Source organism: Vibrio sp. SS-MA-C1-2 (assembly GCF_021513135.1).
Taxonomy (GTDB): Bacteria; Pseudomonadota; Gammaproteobacteria; order Enterobacterales; family Vibrionaceae.
Genome location: NZ_CP090980.1, coordinates 252776 through 276289, shown reverse-complemented (window position 1 = coordinate 276289; position 23514 = coordinate 252776). Strand labels below are relative to the sequence as shown.

Below are 23514 nucleotides of genomic sequence, written 5' to 3'. Positions count from 1 at the left end.
CAAGTGAATGAACCCCATGAGTATAGATGTTCTATATGATTGGGGCGAATGACGCCGTCAACAACCTAGCAGCTTCAAGTAAGAAGGGTACCGAGCTGAATATTTTATCGGTTAGTGACGTCACTGAATGATGTAAATAGAGTTAACTTATTTTCACTACATTCAGTGACGTTGCCATATGGCTTCAATGTTTAGTGCAATACTACGGTGCTTAGTTGTTGATTGTAGTCGTTTTCGCTGCCGCAGTGTCTGTTTGATCGACTTTTTCTTCATCTACTTTACGAACTTGAATAATCATCCCAATTAATGGATTATCAAGGTAATGTGTTTCTGAACTACGCATGCGTTGATTTTGTTTAAACTTAAATGATTTTAAGAAGGTTTCCGTTTTATACTGATTTTCAATCTGTTGCAGAGTACCAACCGCGACTGTATTTGAGTTTGTATTATCCATATTGTCTGTAACAACAGCGGCATCAGTGTCAGAAATGGTAGAAACGGGTGCTAAATCTTCATTGCTCCCTTCTTCAGCCGTCGTATTTGGTGCTGTATTATCTAAGATAGTCGAACCAATAATCGTCTGTTTTTCACTTGGTTGATGAAGGTTAAAATCGGCATTAACAAAAAGGTAGTGTTGGACATACACTTGAATTGTCCCTTCTAACTCTTTTAATGCGGGATTAACCGCTAGTTCTGTACTGTCGTCATCAGATGTGGAAGCATCATTTAATGTCGTCGATGGCGTGATGACTTCAGCTGACTTGTTCACATTATCATCTTGCTCAGAGATAACGGTACCATCAGGATTAAATTGATCTGAAAAATCGTTCCCTAATGCAAATTTAAAAACAGGGGAGTTTGCTTCAGGTTCATCACCTTGACGCCAAGCAACATGCAGCATCGGTTTGAAGCCAGCATGTTTTTCTAGTGTTTGATACTGCTCATTTAACTGATACTCACTTGGATCAAGCAGAGTTACCCCTTTTTCTTCAAGGTAAACTTCATCATCTGTTGTATGTGCTTGACTGTAATCAATAGCGGCGACATGCTCTGGCCACTGCTCAGAAAGCGTATCTGGTGACTGATTGCGTTCAAAGAGAATAACTTCAACATCAAACTGACGTGCAGCGAAACTCGGAATACTGACAAAAAATAGTAATAAAAAGACTAATTTCTTCAAAGGGGGTTGCTCCATTTACAGATAGTAACCAATTAGGCTGCTAACATATTATCTTTAAACTGGGTTAAAAGCTTCTCAACAAATTCTAATCGATCTCGACGATCAACTAAAGGTTGTAGGAATTTTAGTTTACTTGGGCCTGACATTTGGAACTTGTTTGGCTGCTTTTGCAGCAACTGAACCATAAACATCGGATCGATAGCGGCATCTTGTTGGAAATCGATGTAACCACCTTTATCTCCAGCCTCTAGTTTCTTGACGCCTATCTTACTCGCCAATAACTTAATTTTATTATTATTGATGAGATTTAAGCTTGAATCCGGCAATAAACCAAAGCGATCAATCAGTTCTACTTTCAATTCTTGCAGTTCAGTTTGATCTTTACAACTTGCGATACGTTTATAAAGTGACAAGCGAGTATTAACATCGGGAATGTAATCTTCAGGCAGTAGAGCTGGAACATGTAAGTCCACTTCTGTTTTCTCTTTTAGCAGATCATCCAATGCTGGCTCTTTTCCTTCTTTTAGCGCGTCTACCGCTTGTTCTAGCATCTCCATGTAGAGAGTAAAACCAATGGTTTGGATTTGACCACTTTGGCCATCTCCCAATAATTCACCGGCACCACGGATCTCTAAATCGTGTGTTGCTAGAGTAAAGCCTGCCCCTAAATCTTCTAAAGAGGCAATCGCATCAAGGCGTTTAACCGCATCTTTACTCATCGCTTTCTGATTTGGTGTTAATAGATATGCATAAGCTTGATGATGAGAACGACCAACACGACCACGTAATTGGTGTAATTGAGCTAAACCTAAGCGATCCGCACGGTCCATAATAATCGTATTCGCCGTTGGGACGTCTATTCCCGTTTCAATAATGGTCGTACAGACTAAGATATTAAAACGTTGGTGGTAGAAATCACTCATCACTCTTTCTAATTCTCTTTCACGCATCTGACCATGGGCCACGGTGACTCGCGCTTCAGGAACTAACTTAGCGATATCCTCGGCAACTTTATCAATCGTATCGACTTGGTTGTGTAAGAAGTAGACTTGACCGCCACGCATCACTTCACGCAGGATAGCTTCACGGGTCACCGCTTCATCTTTCTCTCTTACAAAGGTTTTAATGGCTAAGCGGCGAGCGGGGGCTGGCAATAATCGAAAGGTCACGCATTCCACTCATTGCCATATTCAATGTTCTTGGAATGGGTGTCGCTGTTAACGTTAGAATATCCACATCTGCACGCATCGATTTTATCTTCTCTTTTTGACGAACGCCAAAACGATGCTCTTCATCGACAACCAATAAACCAAGGTCATTAAATTTAATTTCAGATTGCAGTAACTTATGCGTACCAATTAAAATATCGACTTTACCGTCAAGGCTATCTTGTAGTATTTGCTTCTGCTCTTTGGCCGATTTAAAACGAGATAGCACTTCAACTCGAATCGGTAAATTTGCAAAGCGATCACGGAAGTTTTCAAAATGCTGCTGAGCTAATAGAGTTGTTGGCACTAAAATAGCCACTTGTTTGTTGTTATCGATAGCTAAAAAGGCAGCACGCATCGCGACCTCGGTCTTACCAAAACCAACATCACCACAAACAAGTCGATCCATTGCTTTAGGTTGACACATATCTGACAGAACAGAATTTATCGCCAATGCTTGATCGGGTGTCTCTTCAAATGGGAATTCGGCAGTGAATTGACGATAAGAGTCGTGATCTAATGTAAATTTAAAGCCTTTTTTAATGGCACGTTTAGCATAAACATCTAATAATTCAGCGGCAACATCACGAACTTTTTCTGCCGCTTTTCGACGAGCCTTTGTCCATGCTTCACCACCGAGCTTATGAAGAGGCGCGGTCTCTTCTGCCCCCCCTGAATAACGACCGATAAGATGAAGTGCAGTGACCGGCACATAAAGCTTTGCGCCATCTTTATACTCTAGTGTCACATATTCAGCACACATTCCTGCTGCATCAATAGTTTGTAAACCGATATAGCGACCAATACCATGATCGATATGGACGACAGGCTGTCCTGGTTTTAGTTCGGCAAGGTTACGAATAACCGTATCAGAGCTGATGGTTTTTTTATCATCGCGACGCTGCTGGCGAACGACACTTTCACCAAAGAGATCACTCTCACAAATAAAGGCAAACTGACTATCCGTGTTGTTCTCTTGATTTGAATTGTTACTACCTTGATTACCGTAGATAAAGCCATATTCACTGGCGCCGATAACCAAGTTAAAACGATTTTTATGGTTTAACGCTTGATTTAGGCTATCACAAACAGTGGGCTTAAGTTTTAGCGGTTTAAGCAGATCAAGCAGTGCTTCTCTTCGACCTTCTGATTCAACTGAGAAAATGACTTTGCTTGTAAAAGACTCATAGAATTGACGAAGTGAAACCAGAGGCTCTTTGAGTTTATTGTTAATTGTTACATCAGGAAGCGCTGTAAATGGTGGATTAATTCTTCCTGCCGGTTCTTGTTCGGCACGAAAACGAATTTGTGGCCACTGTTTTAGCTCGCTATATAATTGATCCTTAGCTAACCAGAGTTGATTGGGTGCTAATAATGGACGTAGTTTATCTCGACGGCGTTGTTCATAGCGATCAACGGTATCATTTAAAAAATGGTCCATCGATGCTTCGATATGACCGACAGTTGCAACAAGAGCATTATCTGGCAGATAATCAAAGAGTGTTTCAGTCTGTTCAAAAAAGAGCGGTAACCAATATTCTATACCTGCTGGCCACACTTTTTTAGAGACTTGTTGATAGATAGAGTCTGGTTCTTTATTTGCTTCAAATTGTTCTCGCCAGTGAACTCTAAACTGCTCAATACCTTGGTCATCCGTTGGAAACTCATGAGCAGGAAGCAGACTGATTTGTTCTATTGTCTCTGTTGAACGTTGGCTATCAGGATCAAAACCTCGTATGGAATCAATTTCATCATCAAAAAAATCAATTCTTAGTGGTGTTTTACTGCCCATTGGATAGAGGTCAAGTAAGGAACCACGGCTGGCGTACTCACCATGAGAAAGCACTTGCTCAACATGACGATATCCCGCTGTTTCCAGTTGATTACGTAGTTTTTGTTGAGAGAGCAGTTGGTTGGTTTTTATGACTAACGCATGTTTGTGAATATAAGATGCCGGTGCCAATTTATGGAGTAGTGTACTGACAGGGACGAGTAAGACACCTCTTTTTTGACTTGGCAATTGATAAAGCGCTTTTAAACGATCGGAAGTAATATCTTGATGCGGAGAAAAGCTATCATAAGGCAGTGTCTCTCGATCAGGAAAGATAGTGACATCAAGATCGGTAAATTGTGAAATTTGTCGCTCTAGTTTAATTGCCGTCTGATTGTCTTCAACAATGGTTAACAACATATTAGTGTGCTGATTGGCGGCATCAGCAATAGAGAGAGCAAGGGCTGATTGTGAGACATTACCGACAAAGGTGATTTTTCCTGCATCCGTTGATAATGGCAATTTAACTAAAGCTTTAGGTTCCATAATTTCACTATATATCTGGTTCGTGAGCTAATTATTATCCATTGCTGCGTTATCAGCAAGCGTAGATCGTTTTTTTCATTTATTTTGAGCAATTTAGCTTTGACTGCTCTTGATGTTTACTTGGGAGCTGAATATTAAGTCAAAGGATCATTAGATTGAAACATCAATAGGTATTCTCAATCTATTAATTATAGTAATGAAAGCATACATTGATGTGAATATTACGATACTAAAACTACCCGATTGATGCAATTCCATGTATTCTAATCGAATCTTAATAATCCGATTCGTTGTAATCGATTATTGAACTGTTATTTTAGGGATTATCTTCAACATGTTTCATCCAGTTTCTGGGTTTATTGGTTTACGGTATTTAAAAGGGCGTTCAAATGACCCATTTAGTCGCTTTGTCTCTTATCTATCAACCGCAGGTATTACCATTGGTGTGATTGCACTCATTACAGTTTTATCGGTGATGAATGGTTTTGAAGACCAGTTAAAAGGCCGAATGTTAGAGGTTATCCCTCAAGCGATTGTCAACCAATCGTCAGACCAAAAAATAGATTACACTCAATCTGCCCCGCAAAATCTTTTAGCGCTACCTGATGTCACCAACGTCGATCCGGTCACTCAAGAAGAGGCGATTTATCAAAGTTCAAATGCTTTAGGGGCTGGAATTATGGTGGGCATTAATGGCAGTGATGATCCTATTGCTCAACATATGCTGGTGGGTGAACTTTCTCAGTTACAAGCAGGCAAATATCATATTGTTATTGGTCAGCTTCTCGCCAATAAATTAAATGTTTCGGTTGGTGATAAGATTCGTTTGATGGTGACCAGTGCGACGCAATATACGCCAATTGGCCGTATCCCGAATCAGCGAAATTTTACTGTCAGTGGTATTTACAGTAGTGGTACAGATATTGATGGCACTTATACCTTTGTTAATCTTGCTGATGCAGGCCGTTTACTGCAATACCCCATTAATCATGCAACAGGCTGGCGGCTTTTCTTTAGTGATCCTTTTGCTGTTTCTTCGTTACGCGCTGAATTACCTGATTATTCAATTAAAGATTGGCGTGAACAAAAAGGAGAGCTGTTCCAAGCGGTTAAAATGGAACGAAATATGATGGGCATTATGCTGGGACTGATTGTAACGGTGGCTGCGTTTAATATTATTTCATCACTGATTATGGTGGTGATGGAGAAACAAGGGGAAGTCGCTATTTTAAAAACCCAAGGAATGACGTCTAAACAGATCATGATGATCTTTATTATTCAAGGGGCGAGTAGCGGGGTGATTGGGGCCATTATTGGTGGAATATTTGGTATCGTCATTGCCAGTAATATCAATCCGATTATTAGTTTTTTTGGCGCTGAACAGTTACTTTTAGGTGGTTCTTTACCGGTTGTTATTGAATACTCACAAGTTCTTTTTGTGGTTTTATTAGCGCTTTGTCTTACTGTTTTAGCGACGTTATATCCATCTTATCGAGCAGCCTCTGCTGCACCTGCTGAGGCTTTACGTTATGAATAAAAATAGCGCATGTTCTGAGAGCCCATCAGCTGTTCATCTGACTACGGAAAACCCAATTATGTTACTCTCTTGTCAAAACCTCCATAAGAAATACACCGAAGATAAACTGGATACAGATGTTTTAAAAGGGGTTGATTTTAAAATAGAAAGTGGAGAGTTGGTTGCCATTGTTGGCTCATCAGGGTCAGGGAAAAGTACATTATTACATTTATTAGGAGCATTAGATCAGCCAACTCAAGGTAGTGTTTCATTTATGGGGCAAGACCTTTTCTCTTTAAGTGAATCAAAACAAGCGAAGTTGAGAAATAGACATTTAGGTTTTGTTTATCAGTTTCACCATCTTTTAGCCGATTTTTCAGCATTAGAGAATGTAGCGATGCCATTATTGATTGGTGGCACATCGATCAATAAAGCGAAAAAAGCGGCGACGGAGATGTTAGAAAAAGTGGGACTAACTCACCGAATCGATCACCGACCTTCTGAGTTATCAGGAGGAGAACGCCAGCGTGTAGCTATCGCTCGTGCATTAGTGAATCAACCTGATCTCGTTCTTGCTGATGAACCAACAGGCAATCTTGACTATAAAACGGCATTAGAGATTTATGATCTGATGCGAGAGTTGAATCAGCAATTTAATACCGCATTTCTTGTGGTCACTCATGATCTTGAGTTAGCCGCAAAAATGGATACTCAGTACCACATGTTAGATGGTGAGTTAAATGATCACCCGATGAGCAGAAAAGAGATTGAAGTCAAAGCGATTGACGCCAATAAACTCGATCAGGAGAGCTTGAATGTTTAAACCGTTATCTTTGTTTATTGCGCTCCGTTTTGGGCGTGGTAAGCAGCGAAATAAGATGGTCTCTTTTATCTCAATTTCATCGATTATTGGTATTGCTCTTGGTGTTTGTGTTGTCATTATCGGTCTTTCAGCGATGAATGGCTTTGAAAAAGAACTCAAAGATCGTGTTTTATCTGTGGTGCCTCAAGCAGAATTAGAAGCAGTAAAAGCACCGATGGATAATTGGCAGCAATTAATCACCAAAGTTGAGAAGCATCCAGAGGTTGAAGCAGCTTCTCCTTATGTTCAGTTTGTGGCATTGGTAGAACGGCGAGGAAAACTAAAAGCGATTCAAGTGCGTGGCGTTGATTTACAAGGTGAAACTGAAGTGAGTTCTGTGCCCAGCTTTGTCTTAAATCATCGTTGGCAAACTTTGGAACCAAATCAACATCAGATCGTGATTGGTAAAGGCATCGCAGACCTTTTGGCGGTAAAGGAGGGGGATTGGATCACGCTGATGATACCCTCAAAAAATAGTGCTAACCGTCTGAAAGCCCCTAAACGTATTCGTGTACAGGTGAGTGGGATTTTAAGTTTAGGTGGGCAAATCGATCATGGATTAGGACTGATTCCTATTCAAGATGCGCAACAGTATCTCGACTATGGGGCGGGTATTTCTGGCTTGACTCTCAAGGTTTCAGATCCCTTGGATGCACAGAGTATTGTTCGTGAAGTGGGTAATACGCTACCGGTTTATGTCTACTTAAAGAGCTGGATGGGTAAATTTGGTTACCTTTACCGAGATATTCAACTGATTAGAACGATTATGTATTTGGTGATGGTTTTAGTGATCGGTGTAGCTTGTTTTAATGTCGTTTCAACCTTGATGATGGCAGTGAAAGATCGTTCATCAGATATTGCAATTTTAAGAACCATGGGAGTTGAGTCGAGAACCATTCGAACTATCTTTATCTTTCAAGGTTTATTGTCAGGCATTGTTGGTAGTCTTACCGGTTCGATTGTTGGCTGTTTAGTGGCGTTGAATTTGACTTCTATTATTGGCCTTATTGAAAAGCTGATTGGGCATCAATTTTTATCCGGTGATATTTATTTTATCGATTTTCTACCGTCGTTATTGATGTGGCAAGATGTGGCGATTGTTTCGATAACTGCGATTGTCTTAAGCCTGTTAGCAACGTGGTATCCGGCTAATCGTGCCGCGAAATTACAACCAGCAAGGGTTTTGAGTGCTAAGTAATGAGTGGATGTTTATTTTCCCGTATTTAATCCGTATATTCAGAGATAAAAGCCTGTGAGTTTTAACGAGAAAGAGAATGAAAAATTCACAGGCTTTTTATCCCTTCTTACTTGAAGTTGCTAGGTTGTTGGTGTCGCTCATTCGCCCCAATCATATAGCACACCGATACTCATGGGGTCTCATTCATTTGCCGCCTACTAGCAACTTCAATGACTTTAGTTATATATTGCCCAATATTGAGTTTGGAAAGGAATTAATGGCTTAATAGCATCGAAACACACTCATCATCATGATTAAAATAGACGGTCATGGTGCCCTTATTGGTGCGATATTTCTTCCAGCCGTAAATCTCACCAATTGAAGGGACGTCCATTAATAAAGCACGTTCAATCGGTAACTCAATGGCTTGTTTTTCAAATGCTCGAATATAGTCATTGACCTCTTGAGTTGAAAATAGCAGCTTATTTTGTAGATTAAATAAAATAGCATCAATAATATTTTTATTTTTACTATTAATGATTAATTTTAATTCTCGATTTTTTGAGTAAATCGAGACTGTGCCATCTTTCTCAATGATTGGTTTTTTATCGACAAAAAGTTGAGTAAAAGGAACAACACGGTAAAGCTTATTGACATGACCACCGACAAAACTCATCAGATTATTCATAATTTAACCTTAAAATGGATAGAAACAAATTTAAGGTTAAAATACGAAATAAAATGTGGAAAGACCATGGTAGATGTAATTAAATAAATATTAATAATATTATCAAGTTAAGTTGATAGCCGCTTCCAGTATAAAAGAGCAATATAATGAAAGATGTTTAATCATCCATTCAAATAAGATAAGCACTGCTTTGAACTTTAATAGAGTGAAAGCAATAAACTCAGAGAAAGTACGGCAATCGTAATTAAATAAATTCTCTTTTCGGACAAGCTATGAATTAATTTAGCGGCCACTTGAACCCCTGCAAATGAACCAATCACAAATAGTAGCGCAGTATGCAGGTCACTCTGTCCGCCTTTGGCATAAGCAATCGCGGTTAATGCCGTTAAAATTAATGCTAAGACCACCGAAGAACCAATCGCTTTCTTAATATTCAAATTTAAGACAGAATTCAATATAGGTAATAATAAAACACCACCACCTACACCTGTTGAACCTAAGATCGTGCCACAAAACGCGCCAGAAAAAATCGCTGTTTTATTGTTATTTTTGGCTGGATTTGGTGCTGATTTTTCTTGATTCAAATGTCTAAATTTAAGTACAACAGAGATTAATGATCCTGCCATCACCGTCATCACCAAGACTTGCACAATCATCTGTGTCGTCGCTTGATGGATAGGGTGATTACTAAAATAGATCACCACTTGAGTGATTATTAACGTCATAGGAACTGCGCCAATAAAGAGATACCCGATGGCTCTCCAAGAGACATTTTTGGCGCGAATGTGAACAATCGAGGCATTTATTTTTACCAACGAAGATATCATGCTAGCCGTGCCTACGGCTAAAATGGTTTCCATTCCGCAGAAAATTTGCAACATAGGGATTAAAAGTACCCCGCCACCGACGCCGGTTAAACCAAGGCAAAGGCCAAAAAATGAACCTAATACGATTTTAAAAAGCAGCTGATCTGTTGCAATAAGTTGATTAAAAAAAGTGATGAAATCCATATCAAAAGTGCCAATAAATGAAGAATGACACTATTTTATCGAAGGTGATGTGATTCATTTATAGCGGTGATCATATTTTCAATGGGAGAAATAGGCTTTAATAACCAATAAGTTCGTTAATTACATCGATTTATTTTTATTTGGTATTCTGTTTTTTGTTATAGGTTAATAATCAGTGGCATAATAGTTGATATACCCAAAGCAAGAAGGTTATATGCGGTTCAAGGTTGAATCTGCGGATTGTAATCGTGATAAATAAAAGTTGGAGTCTCGATGGGAGAGAATAAGTCATTAGTAATAGAGCATTGTAGCCAGATAGCAAAGCTCTGTACTCAAGTAAAAGCCTTAAAGTCGAGCATGATTTACCAGTCAGGGGAAGAAGCGGTTGGTTTCTATTATGTTAAGCAAGGGCAGATTGGCTTATATCAAGTGACGGAGCAGGGAAAGGAGAATTTGCTGCGAGTTTATGGTGCAGGCTCCTATTTTGGTTATCGAACCCTATTTACTAAGCAACCCTACCCAGCAACTGCTCGTGCGATGCTTGAAAGTGATATTGAGTGGATAAAAGTGCGAGAATTTGATCACCTAATGGCACAAGATACCACTTTAGCGACTTATTTAATGCAACAGGTCTGTGCTGAGCTAGGTGAAGCTGAACAACGTTTAGTGCAATTTACGGTATACAGTTCAAAAAAGCGGATTGTTGACACGATATACACGCTATTTTCCCTTTATGGTAACTATCCTTGGACCTATCGGGAAATCGCGGAATATAGCGGCACAGATATCGGAACGGTCATTAGATTCTGTAAAATCTTAAAACAGAAAGGGTATTTAGATCAGGAAAGCCGCAAATTGATGCCGATTAACTTAGATGAAATGCATGCAGATTGTGAGCAGTTGATTGGTTAAGCGGATGGGTGAAGTGAGTTAAAATTAAAGGCATGACTCAATCCAAGTCACGCCTTTTTTGTTTTTTAGTTATTCATTTTTTAGAAGCTAATACTTAGGAATCAGTTCTTAGGAATGAATACATAGCCACTCATTACGAATCGACACAATTAACTATTTGCAGCTGGCTTCTTAAATTGTCGTCTTTGACCTGATGGTTTTGCGCCATTTTTCGAATTCGAATTTTGGCTATTACCGCTATTATTACGGCGTCTCTGACCATTGCCACTGTTATTATCGTTAGCTTCGCTTGATTTGTTTTCACCATTGCGGCTATTTGGCTTACGACGTTGGCTGTTATTATTAGCGCTATTGCCACGAGAACTGCTATTACGAGCGCTACTACGTGAATTATTACGTGAGTTACCACCACGAGAGCTTGATTTTTTGCTCAGGTCATTAACTGGAAGTGGCTGAGAGGGTTCAAATCCTTCAATCTCTTCACGTGGAATGTTTTTGTTAATGAGGCGCTCGATATCGCGTAATAACTTACTCTCATCACCACTCACTAATGAAATCGCTTCACCGGTTTGTCCTGCACGTCCAGTACGACCGATACGGTGAACATAATCCTCAGGAACATTGGGTAGATCAAAGTTAACGACTTGTGGCAGTTGCTCGATATCTAAACCACGTGCGGCAATATCTGTCGCAACAAGAACACGAATTTCCCCACTTTTAAATTCTGCTAGTGCTTTAGTTCTGGCATTTTGACTCTTATTACCATGAATCGCAGCCGCATTAATATTTTTTGCAGTTAAGTTTTTAGCTAAGCGGTTAGCACCATGTTTGGTACGGCTGAAAACCAGCACTTGTTGCCATTTATGTTGCTTAATCAGTTTAACTAACGCGCCGCCTTTCTTACTTTGATCAACAGGGCAAACCCACTGCTTAACTGAGTTTGCTGTTGAGTTGTTAGGTGTTACTGAGATCTCAACAGGATCATTGACTAATCCTTTTGCTAATGTACGGATTTCATCGGAGAACGTTGCTGAGAACATGAGATTTTGACGATCACGAGGCAACACTTTTAGAATACGTTTAATATCGTGGATAAAGCCCATATCTAGCATACGGTCAGCTTCATCTAAGATTAAAATTTCTAATTGGTCAAATTTTACGGCACGTTGATTATAAAGATCTAAAAGACGCCCCGGTGTCGCAACGAGGATATCAACACCGCGAGAAAGCTTGGCAATTTGTGGGTTAGCACCAACACCACCAAAAATAACCGTTGATTTTAATGGTAAGTTTTTACCGTAATCTGAAACACTTTCACCCACTTGTGCGGCTAATTCGCGAGTTGGCGTTAGAACCAAAGCGCGTACATTTTTAGCTTGAGCAGGTTGACCACCAGAAAGACGTTGTAGCAATGGCAATGTAAAGCCCGCGGTTTTACCCGTTCCTGTTTGTGCCGCAGCCATGACATCTTTGCCTTCAAGAACTGCAGGAATTGCTTGTGCTTGAATAGGAGAAGGTGTGCTATAGCCTTTTGCTTCAACAGCTTTTAAGATTTTATCGGATAAACCAAGGGTAGAAAAACTCATAGAAAGATCTCAGTGCGAATAGATCGTAACAACTGCTTGTTCGATATAGACAGGGAATGAAAGAAAGCCAATCAATCTGGCAGGCGTGCAGCTTACATTAATTATCTTTAAATCGCTAATGAAATGGAGCTTAGAGAGTCATGGTTATTTTTAAACTTTATTCACTAAACTATATGAGAGAATAATTTAAAGAACAAACGATAATAAATTTACACAGAAGGGAATGAGAAATGAAAAAAGTTGCAGTAATTTTGGCAGGGAGTGGGGTTTATGATGGTTCAGAGATCAATGAAGTTGTCTTAACGCTATTGGCATTAGAAAATGAAGGCGTTGCATATCGCGCATTTGCTCCCAATGTTCATCAAGCTCAGGTTATTAATCATCTTGATGGTTCAGAAGTGAGTGATAGTCGTAATGTGCTGGTGGAGGCTGGACGAATTGTTCGTGGTGAGGTTGATGACTTATTATCACTTGAAGCGAGTGAGTTTGATGGGGTGATTATTCCTGGAGGCTTTGGCGTTGCTAAAAACCTTTGTAATTTTGCATTTGTAGGCAGAGATTTTATTGTTAACCCAATTGTTATTGAAAAATTGACTCAATTTGCCACTGCTAACAAGCCTGCGGGTTATATGTGTATTGCGCCAGTATTAATTCCCAAAGTGTATGACAATGCAACAATGACGATAGGAAACTGCTCAGATACATCATCGGTGATTGAATTCCATGGCGGAACCCATCAAGAGTGTGCAGTGAATGAGATTGTGATTGATGAAGCTAATAATATCGTGACAACACCAGCATACATGTTGGCCACGTCGATTAAAGAAGCCAACAGTGGCATTACTAAGTTGGTGGCAGAGGTTGTAGGCCGTCTTTAATTCAACCTTATAAGCTAACGTAAAAAATGTTGAACCAACAATAAAAAAGTGAAATTAAAGACCGCAAAAATTGGCGGTCTTTAATTATCTAGCTTGCTATTTATTGCTCATAATTTTGTTTTTATTTATCGAGTGGATAGAAAACCGCACTAAAAATCTCACCAAAGCCTTCTGGAGAATTGGTCTTCACACCATTATTGATATATTCCTCTTGATCATACATGGTGGTAACAAAGTATGAATTGTCCTCTCTTTGATTAATGATCCAATGTTCAACAAATGCTGCATGTTCAGGTGAAGTTATGGTAATAATACCGAGATAATTGACTTGCCAATTAATGTCCCATTTGCCACCCTCATCATAATAAGTACCTGTTTTATCACCAAACTCTACTATCCAGCCCTCATTGTCAGTAATTTCTAATCCTGTTGGATCCATAACTCGAGGTGAATGGAAGTTCTCTTGGTTAAGGTCAATTAACAATGTATATAGCCCATAACTATGATCATCCGACGATAAATCTGACTCTGGATCCCAACCGGTTGAAAAGTAGGAGATATCGCCACTATATTCAATGACCTCGGGATCAAATGAAGATGTTAAGAAACTATCCTGCCAGTATTTACCATAACTTTTTGGTATATCACCAATTACATCTTCAAATTCGCTAGGATCGATAGAGAAATTAATCATTTTATAATGACCGAACCCGGCATCAAAAATAGCAAATTGAGCCTTGAAGCCATCTTCATTAAAGCCACAATACTCTCCTTGTTGCTCTACAAGTGAGACGTCGATAAGCGGATTATTATAAGTCCAATTAAATGTCATTTCACACTCTACGGTATCACCATCATACTCGAAAACCGTTAAGGTGTTGTCTGAATGGAACTGCCAACCTGTATCTGTGTAGAAGGTATAATTTTCGCCTTCAAGATCATGATCCATATTGCCGAACTTCAACCCTTTTAACTGTGCTTCGGTCAATGGAGAACCCATTAAATGACGGTTCTTCTCGACCAAATATTGCATGATTTCTGGCGAATCGACATTCTCATCTCGGGATTCATAATCGAATGAAAGTTCTTCCCAAGCGGGATTAGGCTCTACATTAGGTAAGGTGATTTGGTAGTCGGTGGCTAACTGATTTGAACTAAGGGCATTGATACTAATGGTATAGTTTTCACCTTTCGCATTGGTTGAGGTCAGTGGTGTTCCTTCAAGATAAAAGCTGTCACCATTGACGAACACGGCTAATCCACTATCGATTAACGAATCTTGGTTAATGGTATAAGTGAAGGTCTCATAAAGCTCATCAGGCTCTGTGAAGATTTCATTAAACGCGATAGGAGAAGAGAGTGAGTGATTATCTAAACCGACTTCTAACTGCCAATTCGCCACTTTTTGGTTAACTTGGGTTAAATCTTCCTTCAATTCAGGAGCTGTGAGTTGTTCAGATGCAACAGAAAAAGTGAATACCAAGTCTTGAACATCGTTATCTTCTACTGGACTTGCGATAGTCAGGGTATAATTGCCAGGGGTGACGATGGTATCGATAAGAGAGAGTTGTAATTCTGAGTTTGAATCTAACAATTGGAAAGCAGAAATATCCGCTTCTGGAGAAGCATGAGTGAGTGTTATCGCTTCTGGAAGGTAATAGTCTTGGTTTTTTTAAACAGCTCCGTTAACGCAATGGTTACAATTAATGGATCTTCTTCGTTAACTGGCTTATCGTTGACGTTTAAATTAAGTGCAGTAATTGCTGTTTCGATAGTAGAGACAACCGCATTATTAATGATGGTTTTATATTCCGTTTCGACCACCACTTCACCATCTTCTGTTACAAGGTCACCATTGTCATCTAGTTTTATTGTGACGTTGTAGCTTGGATCGTTGAGTTGTTCTTCTGTCATCGAGCTGACTTGCTCTACCGCAGTTTCAGCTAAATCTAAAGGTACATTAGGCTCAACCTCTACATCAGTGATTGAGCTTGCAATCACTTGACCTACCTTAACCAACTCTGCAGCACTGCTGTCATCCGAGCTTGCTGCTGCAACCAAATCGCTATTGAAATCAAGTTTGTCCGATCCAGGGGCAAGGACGTCTGTTAAGCTCTGTTCAATATCTTCAATGCTAGGTGCGTCGACACCGTCAATCTCAGCTTGTGCCTGCTGCTTTTCATATTCTAATACTAATAGATGAGTCAAAGGTGAGATAACTTGATAGTCTTCTGGAGTGCGGAGAATAAATTCATCGTTGAATGGTTGGGTAGGGAAGTCGGTATTCGTTGTGAAAGTACCCGCAGGGATCTCGACATCACCCACGACTTTATTATTTTTTTCATCTAAATTGGAGTCAGGGGTTAATGCTTCGAGTATATAACTTCCTTTTACCTCTTCAGTGACGGTTAATTGCCCTTTTTCATCCGTGATTCCTAAAATAGGTTCACCCGAATCCCAAACACCATTTTTATTGCTATCATCGACAATAACCGCGTTAGCTAAATAGCCAATATAAGCAGTGATAGTTTCTGATGTTGTTGGATTATCTGAAGAGTTTGATGAATCATTACAACCTGCTAATACACCAGCAATACATAATCCAAGCAGATGTCTTTTTGTTATATGTTTATACATAGCTATTTCCTTGTGTGAATAGATGTATACCCCTCTTACTTGAAGTTGCTAGGTTGTTGGCTACACTCGCTCCTCCCAATCAAATAGAACACCTATATTCATGGGGTTGCACTCATTTACCGCTTACTAGCAATTCCAATTACTTTAGGTATATATACTCTTCATCTTTGAAACTGCTAGGTTGTTGGCTACATTCGTTATTCCCAATCAAAAAGAAGACCTATTCTCATGGGGACTCACTCGTTTATCGCCTACTAGCAACTCCAATTATTTCGAGTATAGAAGACAATAAATTGTGGATTATTTGAAAACAATGAAATCAAGGGGGGTGGAGGTAGTATATATGGAGTATTTAATCAAATGAGTTTGGAAAGGGGGAAAGTGTTTTATTTTTGAGATAGTTATAAGGGATTAATTTTTATTATTATATTTATTATAAAAAACCACAGACACTTTATTTGAGGAGAAAGTGGCTGTGGTGCAATAAGGTTAAACAAAGTATTTAACCGATTATTTTATTATTAGAATTTAGATTAAAGAACTTTATGAGGACCAAATACTTCGTAGTTGATCTGCTCAGGTTTTACATTTAAATCTGTCAGCTGTTGCGCTTTAGCTTGCATGAATCCAACCGGGCCACAGAAGTAGAAATCACTGTTTTCCCAGTCAAGACCGAGTGTTGATAGCTTAACAAAACCGTCGTTAATGTGGTCATGTTGAGCAGCTAATGCTTTATCATTACTATACCAAACGTGCTGTTCAACGTTGTTATATTGAGCAACTAAAGATGAGATATGGTCATTAAAGCTATGTTGTTCTGAATTTTCAGCTGCATGAATCCAAACAATGTTTGCCTTATGGCTGTCTTTAATGGTTTCAAGCATCGATAACATTGGCGTGACACCAACACCTGCCGACATCAGGACAACAGGTTTTGTCTCTTCAGTTGTGAAGAAGAAATCTCCCGCAGGTGGTGCCAGTTTAATGATGTCCCCTACGTTTAAATCATCGTGCAAATACTGAGAAACAATACCATGACTTTCACGCTTAACTGAGATACGGTACGTTTTACCATTTGGTTGGTCAGATAAACTGTATTGACGAATTTCTTGATTTTCTAGTTTGTCATCATTGATATAGATACCAATGTACTGTCCAGGTTTATAACCAATGACGCTTTCGCCATCCTTAGGAGTGAAGACAAAACTAGTAATATTTTTGCTTTCTTCTGTTTTCTCAGTTAACACAAATTCGCGTAGACCACGCCATCCACCTTCTTGAGACTCTGTTTCACTATAGATTTCTTCTTCACGATTAATGAAAACTTGTGCAAGTAGGCCATAAGCTTCAGCCCATGCATCTAATACTTCTTGTCCTGGAGAAAGTAACTCATCTATCGTTGCTAATAGGTTTTCGCCAACCACATTATATTGAGCTGCGGTGATATTAAAGCTGGTATGCTTTTGTGCGATTTTTTCAACAACAGGAAGCAACACTTCAATGTTATCGATATTTGCTGCATAACCGTACACTGCATTAAATAGCGCTTCACGCTGGTTACCACTTCTTTGGTTCGCCATGTTGAAGATATCTTTTAATTCTGGGTGACGACTAAACATACGGTCATAAAAATGTGCGGTTAGTTTTGGTCCTGTTTCAGCAATAACTGGTGCAGTAGATTTTACGATATCGATAGTTTTTTGACTTAACATAATGTGCCCTTAAAGTTGTATCCCGTTTGCATGCTAAATAATGTATCTCAAATGCATCTTTAAGGCAACCCTTTGATACTAGATTTTATAAAGTTTTTTATTTATTTAAACAAAGGGGGAGTTTAGTATTTATTGGCATGGTATTTGCGCGTGACTTTCTCTGGTGTATATTTATAGATAAGTGAATGATCAATCATCTTAGGTTTTGATAAAATTCTCTCTTGTCAATTAAGGATAAAAATAATGAAACAAAGTCAACAAACGATTGCAACCATTCTTAACCATCGTTCGATTAGACGTTTTACCGATCAACCAATAGATAAAGAAACGTTCGAGACACTCATTGATTGCGCTATTGCGGCTTCGAGTTCAAGTTTTCTTCAATGCCTCTCAATTATTCGTATCACGAAACCAGAAAGTCGAAAACAGTTAGCAGAGTTTGCCGGTGGACAGCCCTATGTCGAGAGTGCAGCAGAATTTGTAGTTTTCTGTATTGATTTTAATCGTCATCGTGAAATTTATCCGCAAGCACAACTTGGTTTTACAGAGCAGACGTTAATTGGTGCAGTTGATGCGGGTGCAACGGCACAAAACTTTCTTTTAGCTGCGGAATCTTTAGGGCTAGGAGGTGTGTATATTGGTGGCTTACGTAACAATCCAGATAAGGTTGATAAATTATTGGCTCTACCGCAACATGTTGCGCCTCTGTTTGGTCTCTGTTTAGGTCATCCTGATCAAAACCCAGAAAAGAAACCTCGTTTACCGAGAGATTTAGTCTTACATCAAGAGCAATATCAACCCTTGGATCGTGAATTGTTGGCTAACTATGATAATCAAATAGAAAACTATTATCAGAACCGTTCTAGTAATATGAAGACTTCATCTTGGTCATCTCAGATTACAGCTACTTTAGAGAAGGAAGCTCGTCCATTTATGCGGAGTTACCTGCAGAGTAAGGGATTGAGCCTTAAATAAACATTGGTTGATATCCTCTATAAGATAAAATATTGGTCGCAAGCATGTTCACTGCATATTGATGTCATTTCTGATACACTAGCGCCAATATTTTATCCATTTAAGAATAAATCACTGTTTATTCTTCTAGATCGAGTCTCATATCATGTCATTTTCCGCTTTAGGTTTATCTGAAATACTGTTGCAACAGATTGAAAAAGCTGGGTTTGTTGAACCAACTGAAATTCAAAGCAAGACCATACCCTCTATTTTAGAAGGAAAAGATCTCCTCGCTGCAGCGCAAACAGGTTCGGGTAAAACAGCGAGTTTTGTATTGCCTCTTATCGATAAACAACTAAAGAGTGGCAATTCTGGGCGGGCAAAGCTGACAACCTTGGTGTTAGTTCCAACTCGTGAACTTGCTGCACAGATCGGTGGTGTCTTTGCTTCATTCTCCATGCAACAGTTAAAAGTTAGCACGGTTTATGGTGGTGTGAAGATTAACCCACAAATGATGGCATTGCGTGGTGGTACGGATGTTTTAGTGGCAACACCGGGGCGTCTATTAGATTTAGTTCAGCATAATGCAATCAAACTGCACACAGTTGAAACTTTAGTTCTTGATGAAGCTGACCGTATGCTTGATTTGGGCTTCTCTAAAGAGTTAAATGAAATCTTAGCTCTGTTGCCTAATCGTCGCCAAAACCTTTTCTTCTCCGCAACATTTCCTGAAGATGTACAGTTACTTACTGATGAGATTTTAAACGATCCTGTTAAAGTTTCGATTGAAGCAACCTTAACCACCGCAGATTTAGTACAACAACGTGCGATTGAGGTCGATAGAAGTAATCGTACTATGTTACTTAAGCATTTGTTAAATGAAGAAGGCTGGTCAAGAGTATTGGTATTTGCTGCGAGTAAACGTGGTGCCAATAACATTACCATGAAATTAGAGCGCGCAGGGATAAAAGCCAAAGCGCTACATGGTGATTTAAGCCAAAGTGCCCGTTCAACTGCTTTGTTTGATTTCAAAATGAGTCGAATTCAAGTGTTAGTGGCGACCGATGTTGCTGCCCGTGGTATTGATATTGAACAGCTACCTTGTGTGGTTAACTTTGATCTTCCACGATCACCTGCTGATTATGTCCACCGTATTGGACGTACTGGTCGAGCAGGAGAGCAAGGGGTTGCCATCTCATTTATTACTGTTGATGACGATAATCACTTTAGATTGATTGAAAAGCGAACAAAGCAACGTATTGTTCGCGAACAAATTGATGGTTTTTTGCGCGAAAATAAGCCGATGGAAGATTCGCATCAATCAAAAGAGCCAATTAAAGGGAAAAGAATGAGTAAAAAGGATAAGGCAAGAGCTGAGGCAGCAAGATTAGCGAATGGTGAGTGATAGATTTACATTGTAAATTTTGAAAAAATTTAAAGCCGAGTATTTAATAATTAATTTAAATACTCGGCTTTTTGCTATCTGATTACCCAATTTATACGTTTTAGGAGTAACTTTTGGGCAATAGCTTGTTGGGGAGCAGTTTTAGTGGTTATTTTTCAGGTTGTTGTTGGTATGCATGAGTGCCCCACAATGGTACTGTAGACAAACTATGTTTAAAGCTACCTTCTGTCTCTTTAGTTGTGTATGAAAGATAAAGAAGCGTCTGATTCTTTGGATCGTAGATACGGCGAACTTTCATCGATTTAAAGAAAATGCTTTTAGATTTCTTAAAGACGACTTCGCCAGAAGCACTTTTATCAATTTCTGCAATCATATCTGGTGTAATATCACCGGTCTGACGACAAGAAATTGAGCTATCACTGGGATCGGAAAGGCTTAAATTTGCTTCAATTGAGGCAATATGACAAGTCACACCGGTGACAACATCATCTTGTAATGAGGTGATTTTAATGTCTTTTAACGTAAACATACCAAGAGAGACATCACCAACCTCATTGTCAGAACAACCCGTTAATGTTAATGCGGAGATGAGCAAACTTGCGCCTAAGACTATTTTTTTGTTCATGTTCTTCCTTAATCAATTAAGAGGATTTTTTTAACCAATCATTAGTATACGTGATCTTCTAGAATTTACTTGAATTTGGTGGTTAAAACATGAGAAAAGAAGGGATTAAAATATTGATAGGGGATATAAATAAAAACCACAAGAATAAATGATTAATTGGTCATCATAAATTCTTATGGTTCAAGAGTTAATTACTTTTAAATTAGCAACATAACTCAGCAGGTGAAGATTCATTTAATAGTGAAATCTCATAATTAATTTCACTTAAAACAATATCAAGACCATGTTCAAAATTGACATCTTTAATATCTAAGTAAACAGAATTTTCGTTAATGATGGTGTCAACTTCAAAATCATAAGTATTATTTTCAATACTATTTTTTAAACTGATATCAAATAAAGAAATATTATCATTAACAGATATTATGTGATGTAAATCATGGAGTTGTGACTTCATCTGATCAGTTACGTCCGTGTGTAGTGCTAGAATATTCATTTTCATCTCAATAGTAGTAAAAGTAAACAACGAAGCGATTATACTCCGGAAGTGATATGTTTAAGATGATTATTTAAAATAAATGAGAGGTAGATACAGGATTTTTTATAAGACATTGAAATTTAAACTCATTAATTTATATAATAAACCGTGTTTAAAAGTCCTTTGTATTCAATGGGTTAAGTTTTTATTGTCAGTTAAAACAATAACTTAATAAAATATTAAGTTTAATGAGTATATATCAAAAAATAAATTTTCTATATTAGATATAATGAATATTTATTTAATTAATTGGGTTAATTTAATTCACTTTGAAAGTTTATTTTTATGATTTAAATTTGAATTTTTGTTAAATATCGAGGGTTTATATGGATAATGACATGCTGGATAAGCAACATCTTATTAAAATAGCGAGAACTAAAATGCCTTTTGGAAAATATAGTGGATTAGCTTTAGTTGATTTACCTGAAGCCTATCTATTGTGGTTCCAAAAAAAGGGTTTCCAGAAGGGGAGTTAGGTTTATTGATGGAAATCACGTTGAGTTTAAAAATCGAGGGGTTAGAGTCATTAATAAAGCCATTAAAGTTGGAATTTTGATTTAACGTGTAATCATTTAATGTAAATCGATATAAATAAAGATAATATTAGTTTTTTAATTAGATAACGAATTTTTACAAATTATGCCTCAGAATATTCCAGTTATGCGTCACCTGATGACAGCAACACACCAAGATGTACTTAATAATAAAGGAGATATGTTTACTCGGCATGCTTCTCGTGCAATCGTTTTGAAAGGTGATGACATTCTTTTGCTTTATACAGCACGTTACGATGATTACACTTTACCTGGTGGCGGTGTTGATCAAGGCGAAAATGTGGCGGATGGTCTTTTACGTGAGTTAGCTGAAGAGACGGGAGCAAATGATATTGAAATTATAGATGATTTTGGTATCTATGAAGAGTATCGCCCTTGGCATAAGCCTGATTTTGATACCATTCATATGCTCTCTTATTGTTATGTTTGTCGAATTGGAGATAACTTGGGGGAGACCAGTTATGAAGATTACGAACTAGGCAACGGGATGAAACCAGTTTGGATCAATATTTATCAAGCGATTAAGCATAATCAAGAGATTATCAAACATAGTGATAAGAAAGGAATGTCGATTGAACGTGAAACTTTCTTATTGAAAAAAGTGGTTGAAGAGCTGCTTTAACCATATGAATGCTTCTCTGCTTCTTACTTAAAGTTCTTGTATTAATGACAATAAAGTCGTCGTTTTCTGTTAAGCTAAATGACGTAAGTAAGAATTTAACTGTTAAAATCAAACCTTTGGAGAAAATCATGAGTGAAGAGACTATTTTTAGTAAAATTATTCGTCGTGAAATACCGTCAGATATTGTGTATCAAGATGAACTGGTCACGGCCTTTCGCGATATTACTCCTCAAGCTCCAACCCATATTTTGATTATCCCAAACAAATTGATTCCTACCGTCAATGATATTGAAGTGGAAGATGAATTAGCGATGGGTAGAATGTTTACTGTTGCAAAAAAATTGGCTCAGGAAGAGGGAATTTCAGAAGATGGTTATCGTCTGATTATGAATTGCAATCAGCATGGTGGACAAGAGGTTTACCATATTCATATGCATTTAGTGGGGGGCAAACCGTTAGGCAAAATGCTTGCTAATTAGACTTTATTACTCTCTTACTTGAAGTGGCTAATTAAATTTATATATCGGTAAGATAATGTTTGTATTTTACGTTAGCGTTTTTTAACAAGAGTACCGATTAATTTCATCTGACACGAGAGTTGAAATAGGAACACCACCACGCAACTGAAACTTCAAGTAAGAAGAGTCTATACTCAAGGAAAGAAGCGTATAAATATTAAGGAATGAGATGTGCGAATACTATTATTCTCTTTAATTTTGTTACTGACAGCTTGCTCATCAAGTGAACAAAATCTTACATTAACTCAAAGTGAACATGAAGTTGTCATTGCTGATGCTGATCTCGGTTCGACTTTAAAATGGGGAACCATTTCTCGTGATCATAAGGATCAGCAGTTACAAATCACGATCCCTTTCACCAATCTAGATACTAAGGCAGAAAGAGTCGCTTATCGTTTTTATTGGTATGATGATCAAGGTTTAGAAGTGCATGCTGTGGGAACAGTTTGGCAAACCGTGACGCTTGAACCAAAAGAAACCGTGACCATTTCTGACATCTCCCCTAAACAAGTGACAAGCTTTCGTATTTACTTACGTCATGCATCGACGAGTGGATCTCCTCTTTCTAATGATCTAAATTCCGATGATTCATCAATAAAGGTGCAAGGACACTAG

The 23514-nt window shown here is 38.4% G+C and carries 19 protein-coding genes and 2 pseudogenes; 11 read left to right on the top strand and 10 right to left on the bottom strand.

Annotated features, from left to right (window positions below; translation table 11 throughout):
- Positions 1 to 211: 211 nt before the first annotated feature.
- Both L0B53_RS01270 and mfd read right to left on the bottom strand, forming a co-directional pair.
- Positions 212 to 1180, bottom strand: a complete 969-nt coding sequence (locus L0B53_RS01270) for a peptidoglycan binding protein CsiV (RefSeq protein WP_235059504.1) — start codon at positions 1178 to 1180, stop codon at positions 212 to 214.
- A gap of 32 nt (positions 1181 to 1212) precedes the next feature.
- A pseudogene (gene mfd / locus L0B53_RS01265) lies at positions 1213 to 4705 on the bottom strand (transcription-repair coupling factor).
- Between the two features lie 334 nt (positions 4706 to 5039).
- On the opposite strand from mfd, the gene lolC reads away from it, so the two are divergent.
- Genes lolC through lolE form a run of 3 tightly spaced genes read left to right on the top strand, consistent with a single transcriptional unit; the run spans position 5040 to position 8281 of the window.
- Positions 5040 to 6242 carry a lipoprotein-releasing ABC transporter permease subunit LolC gene (gene lolC / locus L0B53_RS01260; protein ID WP_235059503.1) on the top strand — a complete coding sequence of 401 codons (1203 nt, stop codon included), beginning with the start codon at positions 5040 to 5042 and terminating at the stop codon, positions 6240 to 6242.
- 58 nt (positions 6243 to 6300) lie between these two features.
- Positions 6301 to 7044, top strand: a complete 744-nt coding sequence (lolD, locus tag L0B53_RS01255; protein WP_235059734.1) for a lipoprotein-releasing ABC transporter ATP-binding protein LolD — start codon at positions 6301 to 6303, stop codon at positions 7042 to 7044.
- The gene (gene lolE / locus L0B53_RS01250) at positions 7037 to 8281 is read left to right on the top strand and encodes a lipoprotein-releasing ABC transporter permease subunit LolE (protein ID WP_235059502.1); all 1245 of its coding nucleotides are present in this window, start codon (positions 7037 to 7039) and stop codon (positions 8279 to 8281) included. Before lolD ends, lolE begins: the two co-directional genes overlap by 8 nt.
- Positions 8282 to 8534: 253 nt before the next feature.
- Here the strand turns inward: lolE and L0B53_RS01245 are convergent, their stop codons facing one another.
- Both L0B53_RS01245 and L0B53_RS01240 read right to left on the bottom strand, forming a co-directional pair.
- Positions 8535 to 8948, bottom strand: coding sequence for a hypothetical protein (locus tag L0B53_RS01245; RefSeq protein ID WP_235059501.1), 414 nt, complete (start codon positions 8946 to 8948; stop codon positions 8535 to 8537).
- A 197-nt stretch (positions 8949 to 9145) separates the two neighbouring features.
- Positions 9146 to 9958 carry a sulfite exporter TauE/SafE family protein gene (locus L0B53_RS01240; RefSeq protein ID WP_235059500.1) on the bottom strand — a complete coding sequence of 271 codons (813 nt, stop codon included), beginning with the start codon at positions 9956 to 9958 and terminating at the stop codon, positions 9146 to 9148.
- A 273-nt stretch (positions 9959 to 10231) separates the two neighbouring features.
- On the opposite strand from L0B53_RS01240, the gene L0B53_RS01235 reads away from it, so the two are divergent.
- Positions 10232 to 10870 carry a Crp/Fnr family transcriptional regulator gene (locus L0B53_RS01235; protein WP_235059499.1) on the top strand — a complete coding sequence of 213 codons (639 nt, stop codon included), beginning with the start codon at positions 10232 to 10234 and terminating at the stop codon, positions 10868 to 10870.
- 149 nt (positions 10871 to 11019) lie between these two features.
- Here the strand turns inward: L0B53_RS01235 and L0B53_RS01230 are convergent, their stop codons facing one another.
- Positions 11020 to 12456 carry a DEAD/DEAH box helicase gene (locus L0B53_RS01230; protein WP_235059498.1) on the bottom strand — a complete coding sequence of 479 codons (1437 nt, stop codon included), beginning with the start codon at positions 12454 to 12456 and terminating at the stop codon, positions 11020 to 11022.
- A 230-nt stretch (positions 12457 to 12686) separates the two neighbouring features.
- Here L0B53_RS01230 and elbB point away from each other — a divergent pair, with 230 nt between their 5' ends.
- Entirely contained in the window at positions 12687 to 13334 is a 648-nt protein-coding gene (elbB, locus tag L0B53_RS01225) for an isoprenoid biosynthesis glyoxalase ElbB (protein WP_235059497.1), read from the top strand.
- Positions 13335 to 13455: 121 nt separating this feature from the next.
- Here elbB and L0B53_RS01220 read toward each other — a convergent pair whose 3' ends face one another.
- From L0B53_RS01220 to hmpA, 3 genes are all read right to left on the bottom strand, one after another.
- Positions 13456 to 14928, bottom strand: coding sequence for a hypothetical protein (locus tag L0B53_RS01220; RefSeq protein ID WP_235059496.1), 1473 nt, complete (start codon positions 14926 to 14928; stop codon positions 13456 to 13458).
- A 44-nt stretch (positions 14929 to 14972) separates the two neighbouring features.
- On the bottom strand, positions 14973 to 15971 hold the full coding sequence (locus tag L0B53_RS01215) for a hypothetical protein (protein WP_235059495.1): 999 nt from the start codon (positions 15969 to 15971) through the stop codon (positions 14973 to 14975).
- 533 nt (positions 15972 to 16504) lie between these two features.
- On the bottom strand, positions 16505 to 17683 hold the full coding sequence (gene hmpA / locus L0B53_RS01210) for an NO-inducible flavohemoprotein (protein ID WP_235059494.1): 1179 nt from the start codon (positions 17681 to 17683) through the stop codon (positions 16505 to 16507).
- Positions 17684 to 17926: 243 nt separating this feature from the next.
- Between hmpA and nfsA the strand changes: the two genes are divergently transcribed.
- Together nfsA and L0B53_RS01200 are read left to right on the top strand one after the other, a co-directional pair.
- Positions 17927 to 18658, top strand: a complete 732-nt coding sequence (nfsA, locus tag L0B53_RS01205; RefSeq protein ID WP_235059493.1) for an oxygen-insensitive NADPH nitroreductase — start codon at positions 17927 to 17929, stop codon at positions 18656 to 18658.
- A 145-nt stretch (positions 18659 to 18803) separates the two neighbouring features.
- The gene (locus tag L0B53_RS01200) at positions 18804 to 20042 is read left to right on the top strand and encodes a DEAD/DEAH box helicase (RefSeq protein ID WP_235059492.1); all 1239 of its coding nucleotides are present in this window, start codon (positions 18804 to 18806) and stop codon (positions 20040 to 20042) included.
- 148 nt (positions 20043 to 20190) lie between these two features.
- On the opposite strand, the gene L0B53_RS01195 is transcribed toward L0B53_RS01200, so the two are convergent.
- Together L0B53_RS01195 and L0B53_RS01190 are read right to left on the bottom strand one after the other, a co-directional pair.
- Positions 20191 to 20667, bottom strand: coding sequence for a CreA family protein (locus L0B53_RS01195; protein WP_235059491.1), 477 nt, complete (start codon positions 20665 to 20667; stop codon positions 20191 to 20193).
- Positions 20668 to 20869: 202 nt separating this feature from the next.
- On the bottom strand, positions 20870 to 21163 hold the full coding sequence (locus tag L0B53_RS01190; RefSeq protein WP_235059490.1) for a hypothetical protein: 294 nt from the start codon (positions 21161 to 21163) through the stop codon (positions 20870 to 20872).
- A 368-nt stretch (positions 21164 to 21531) separates the two neighbouring features.
- Here L0B53_RS01190 and L0B53_RS01185 point away from each other — a divergent pair.
- The 4 genes and pseudogenes from L0B53_RS01185 to L0B53_RS01170 all read left to right on the top strand — a co-directional run bounded on the left by L0B53_RS01185 (position 21532) and on the right by L0B53_RS01170 (position 23514).
- Positions 21532 to 21761: pseudogene (locus L0B53_RS01185) on the top strand (DUF3820 family protein).
- Between the two features lie 104 nt (positions 21762 to 21865).
- Positions 21866 to 22381: an NUDIX hydrolase gene (locus L0B53_RS01180; protein ID WP_235059733.1), complete on the top strand. Its 516-nt coding sequence runs from the start codon at positions 21866 to 21868 to the stop codon at positions 22379 to 22381.
- A 128-nt stretch (positions 22382 to 22509) separates the two neighbouring features.
- Positions 22510 to 22860, top strand: coding sequence for a purine nucleoside phosphoramidase (hinT, locus tag L0B53_RS01175; RefSeq protein WP_235059489.1), 351 nt, complete (start codon positions 22510 to 22512; stop codon positions 22858 to 22860).
- A 210-nt stretch (positions 22861 to 23070) separates the two neighbouring features.
- A complete protein-coding gene (locus L0B53_RS01170) occupies positions 23071 to 23514 on the top strand; it encodes a YcfL family protein (RefSeq protein ID WP_235059488.1) in 444 nt (147 codons plus the stop codon).

Excerpts from the sequence above, each read along its gene's own strand:
- nfsA (WP_235059493.1), top strand. The coding sequence starts at position 17,927 with ATGAAACAAAGTCAACAAACGATTGCAACCATTCTTAACCATCGTTCG.
- lolD (WP_235059734.1), top strand. The coding sequence starts at position 6,301 with ATGTTACTCTCTTGTCAAAACCTCCATAAGAAATACACCGAAGATAAA.
- hinT (WP_235059489.1), top strand. The coding sequence starts at position 22,510 with ATGAGTGAAGAGACTATTTTTAGTAAAATTATTCGTCGTGAAATACCG.
- L0B53_RS01230 (WP_235059498.1), bottom strand. The coding sequence starts at position 12,456 with ATGAGTTTTTCTACCCTTGGTTTATCCGATAAAATCTTAAAAGCTGTT.
- hmpA (WP_235059494.1), bottom strand. The coding sequence starts at position 17,683 with ATGTTAAGTCAAAAAACTATCGATATCGTAAAATCTACTGCACCAGTT.
- L0B53_RS01215 (WP_235059495.1), bottom strand. The coding sequence starts at position 15,971 with ATGTATAAACATATAACAAAAAGACATCTGCTTGGATTATGTATTGCT.
- lolE (WP_235059502.1), top strand. The coding sequence starts at position 7,037 with ATGTTTAAACCGTTATCTTTGTTTATTGCGCTCCGTTTTGGGCGTGGT.
- L0B53_RS01200 (WP_235059492.1), top strand. The coding sequence starts at position 18,804 with ATGTCATTTTCCGCTTTAGGTTTATCTGAAATACTGTTGCAACAGATT.
- L0B53_RS01240 (WP_235059500.1), bottom strand. The coding sequence starts at position 9,958 with ATGGATTTCATCACTTTTTTTAATCAACTTATTGCAACAGATCAGCTG.
- L0B53_RS01180 (WP_235059733.1), top strand. The coding sequence starts at position 21,866 with ATGCGTCACCTGATGACAGCAACACACCAAGATGTACTTAATAATAAA.
- L0B53_RS01190 (WP_235059490.1), bottom strand. The coding sequence starts at position 21,163 with ATGAATATTCTAGCACTACACACGGACGTAACTGATCAGATGAAGTCA.
- elbB (WP_235059497.1), top strand. The coding sequence starts at position 12,687 with ATGAAAAAAGTTGCAGTAATTTTGGCAGGGAGTGGGGTTTATGATGGT.
- L0B53_RS01235 (WP_235059499.1), top strand. The coding sequence starts at position 10,232 with ATGGGAGAGAATAAGTCATTAGTAATAGAGCATTGTAGCCAGATAGCA.
- L0B53_RS01245 (WP_235059501.1), bottom strand. The coding sequence starts at position 8,948 with ATGAATAATCTGATGAGTTTTGTCGGTGGTCATGTCAATAAGCTTTAC.
- L0B53_RS01195 (WP_235059491.1), bottom strand. The coding sequence starts at position 20,667 with ATGAACAAAAAAATAGTCTTAGGCGCAAGTTTGCTCATCTCCGCATTA.
- lolC (WP_235059503.1), top strand. The coding sequence starts at position 5,040 with ATGTTTCATCCAGTTTCTGGGTTTATTGGTTTACGGTATTTAAAAGGG.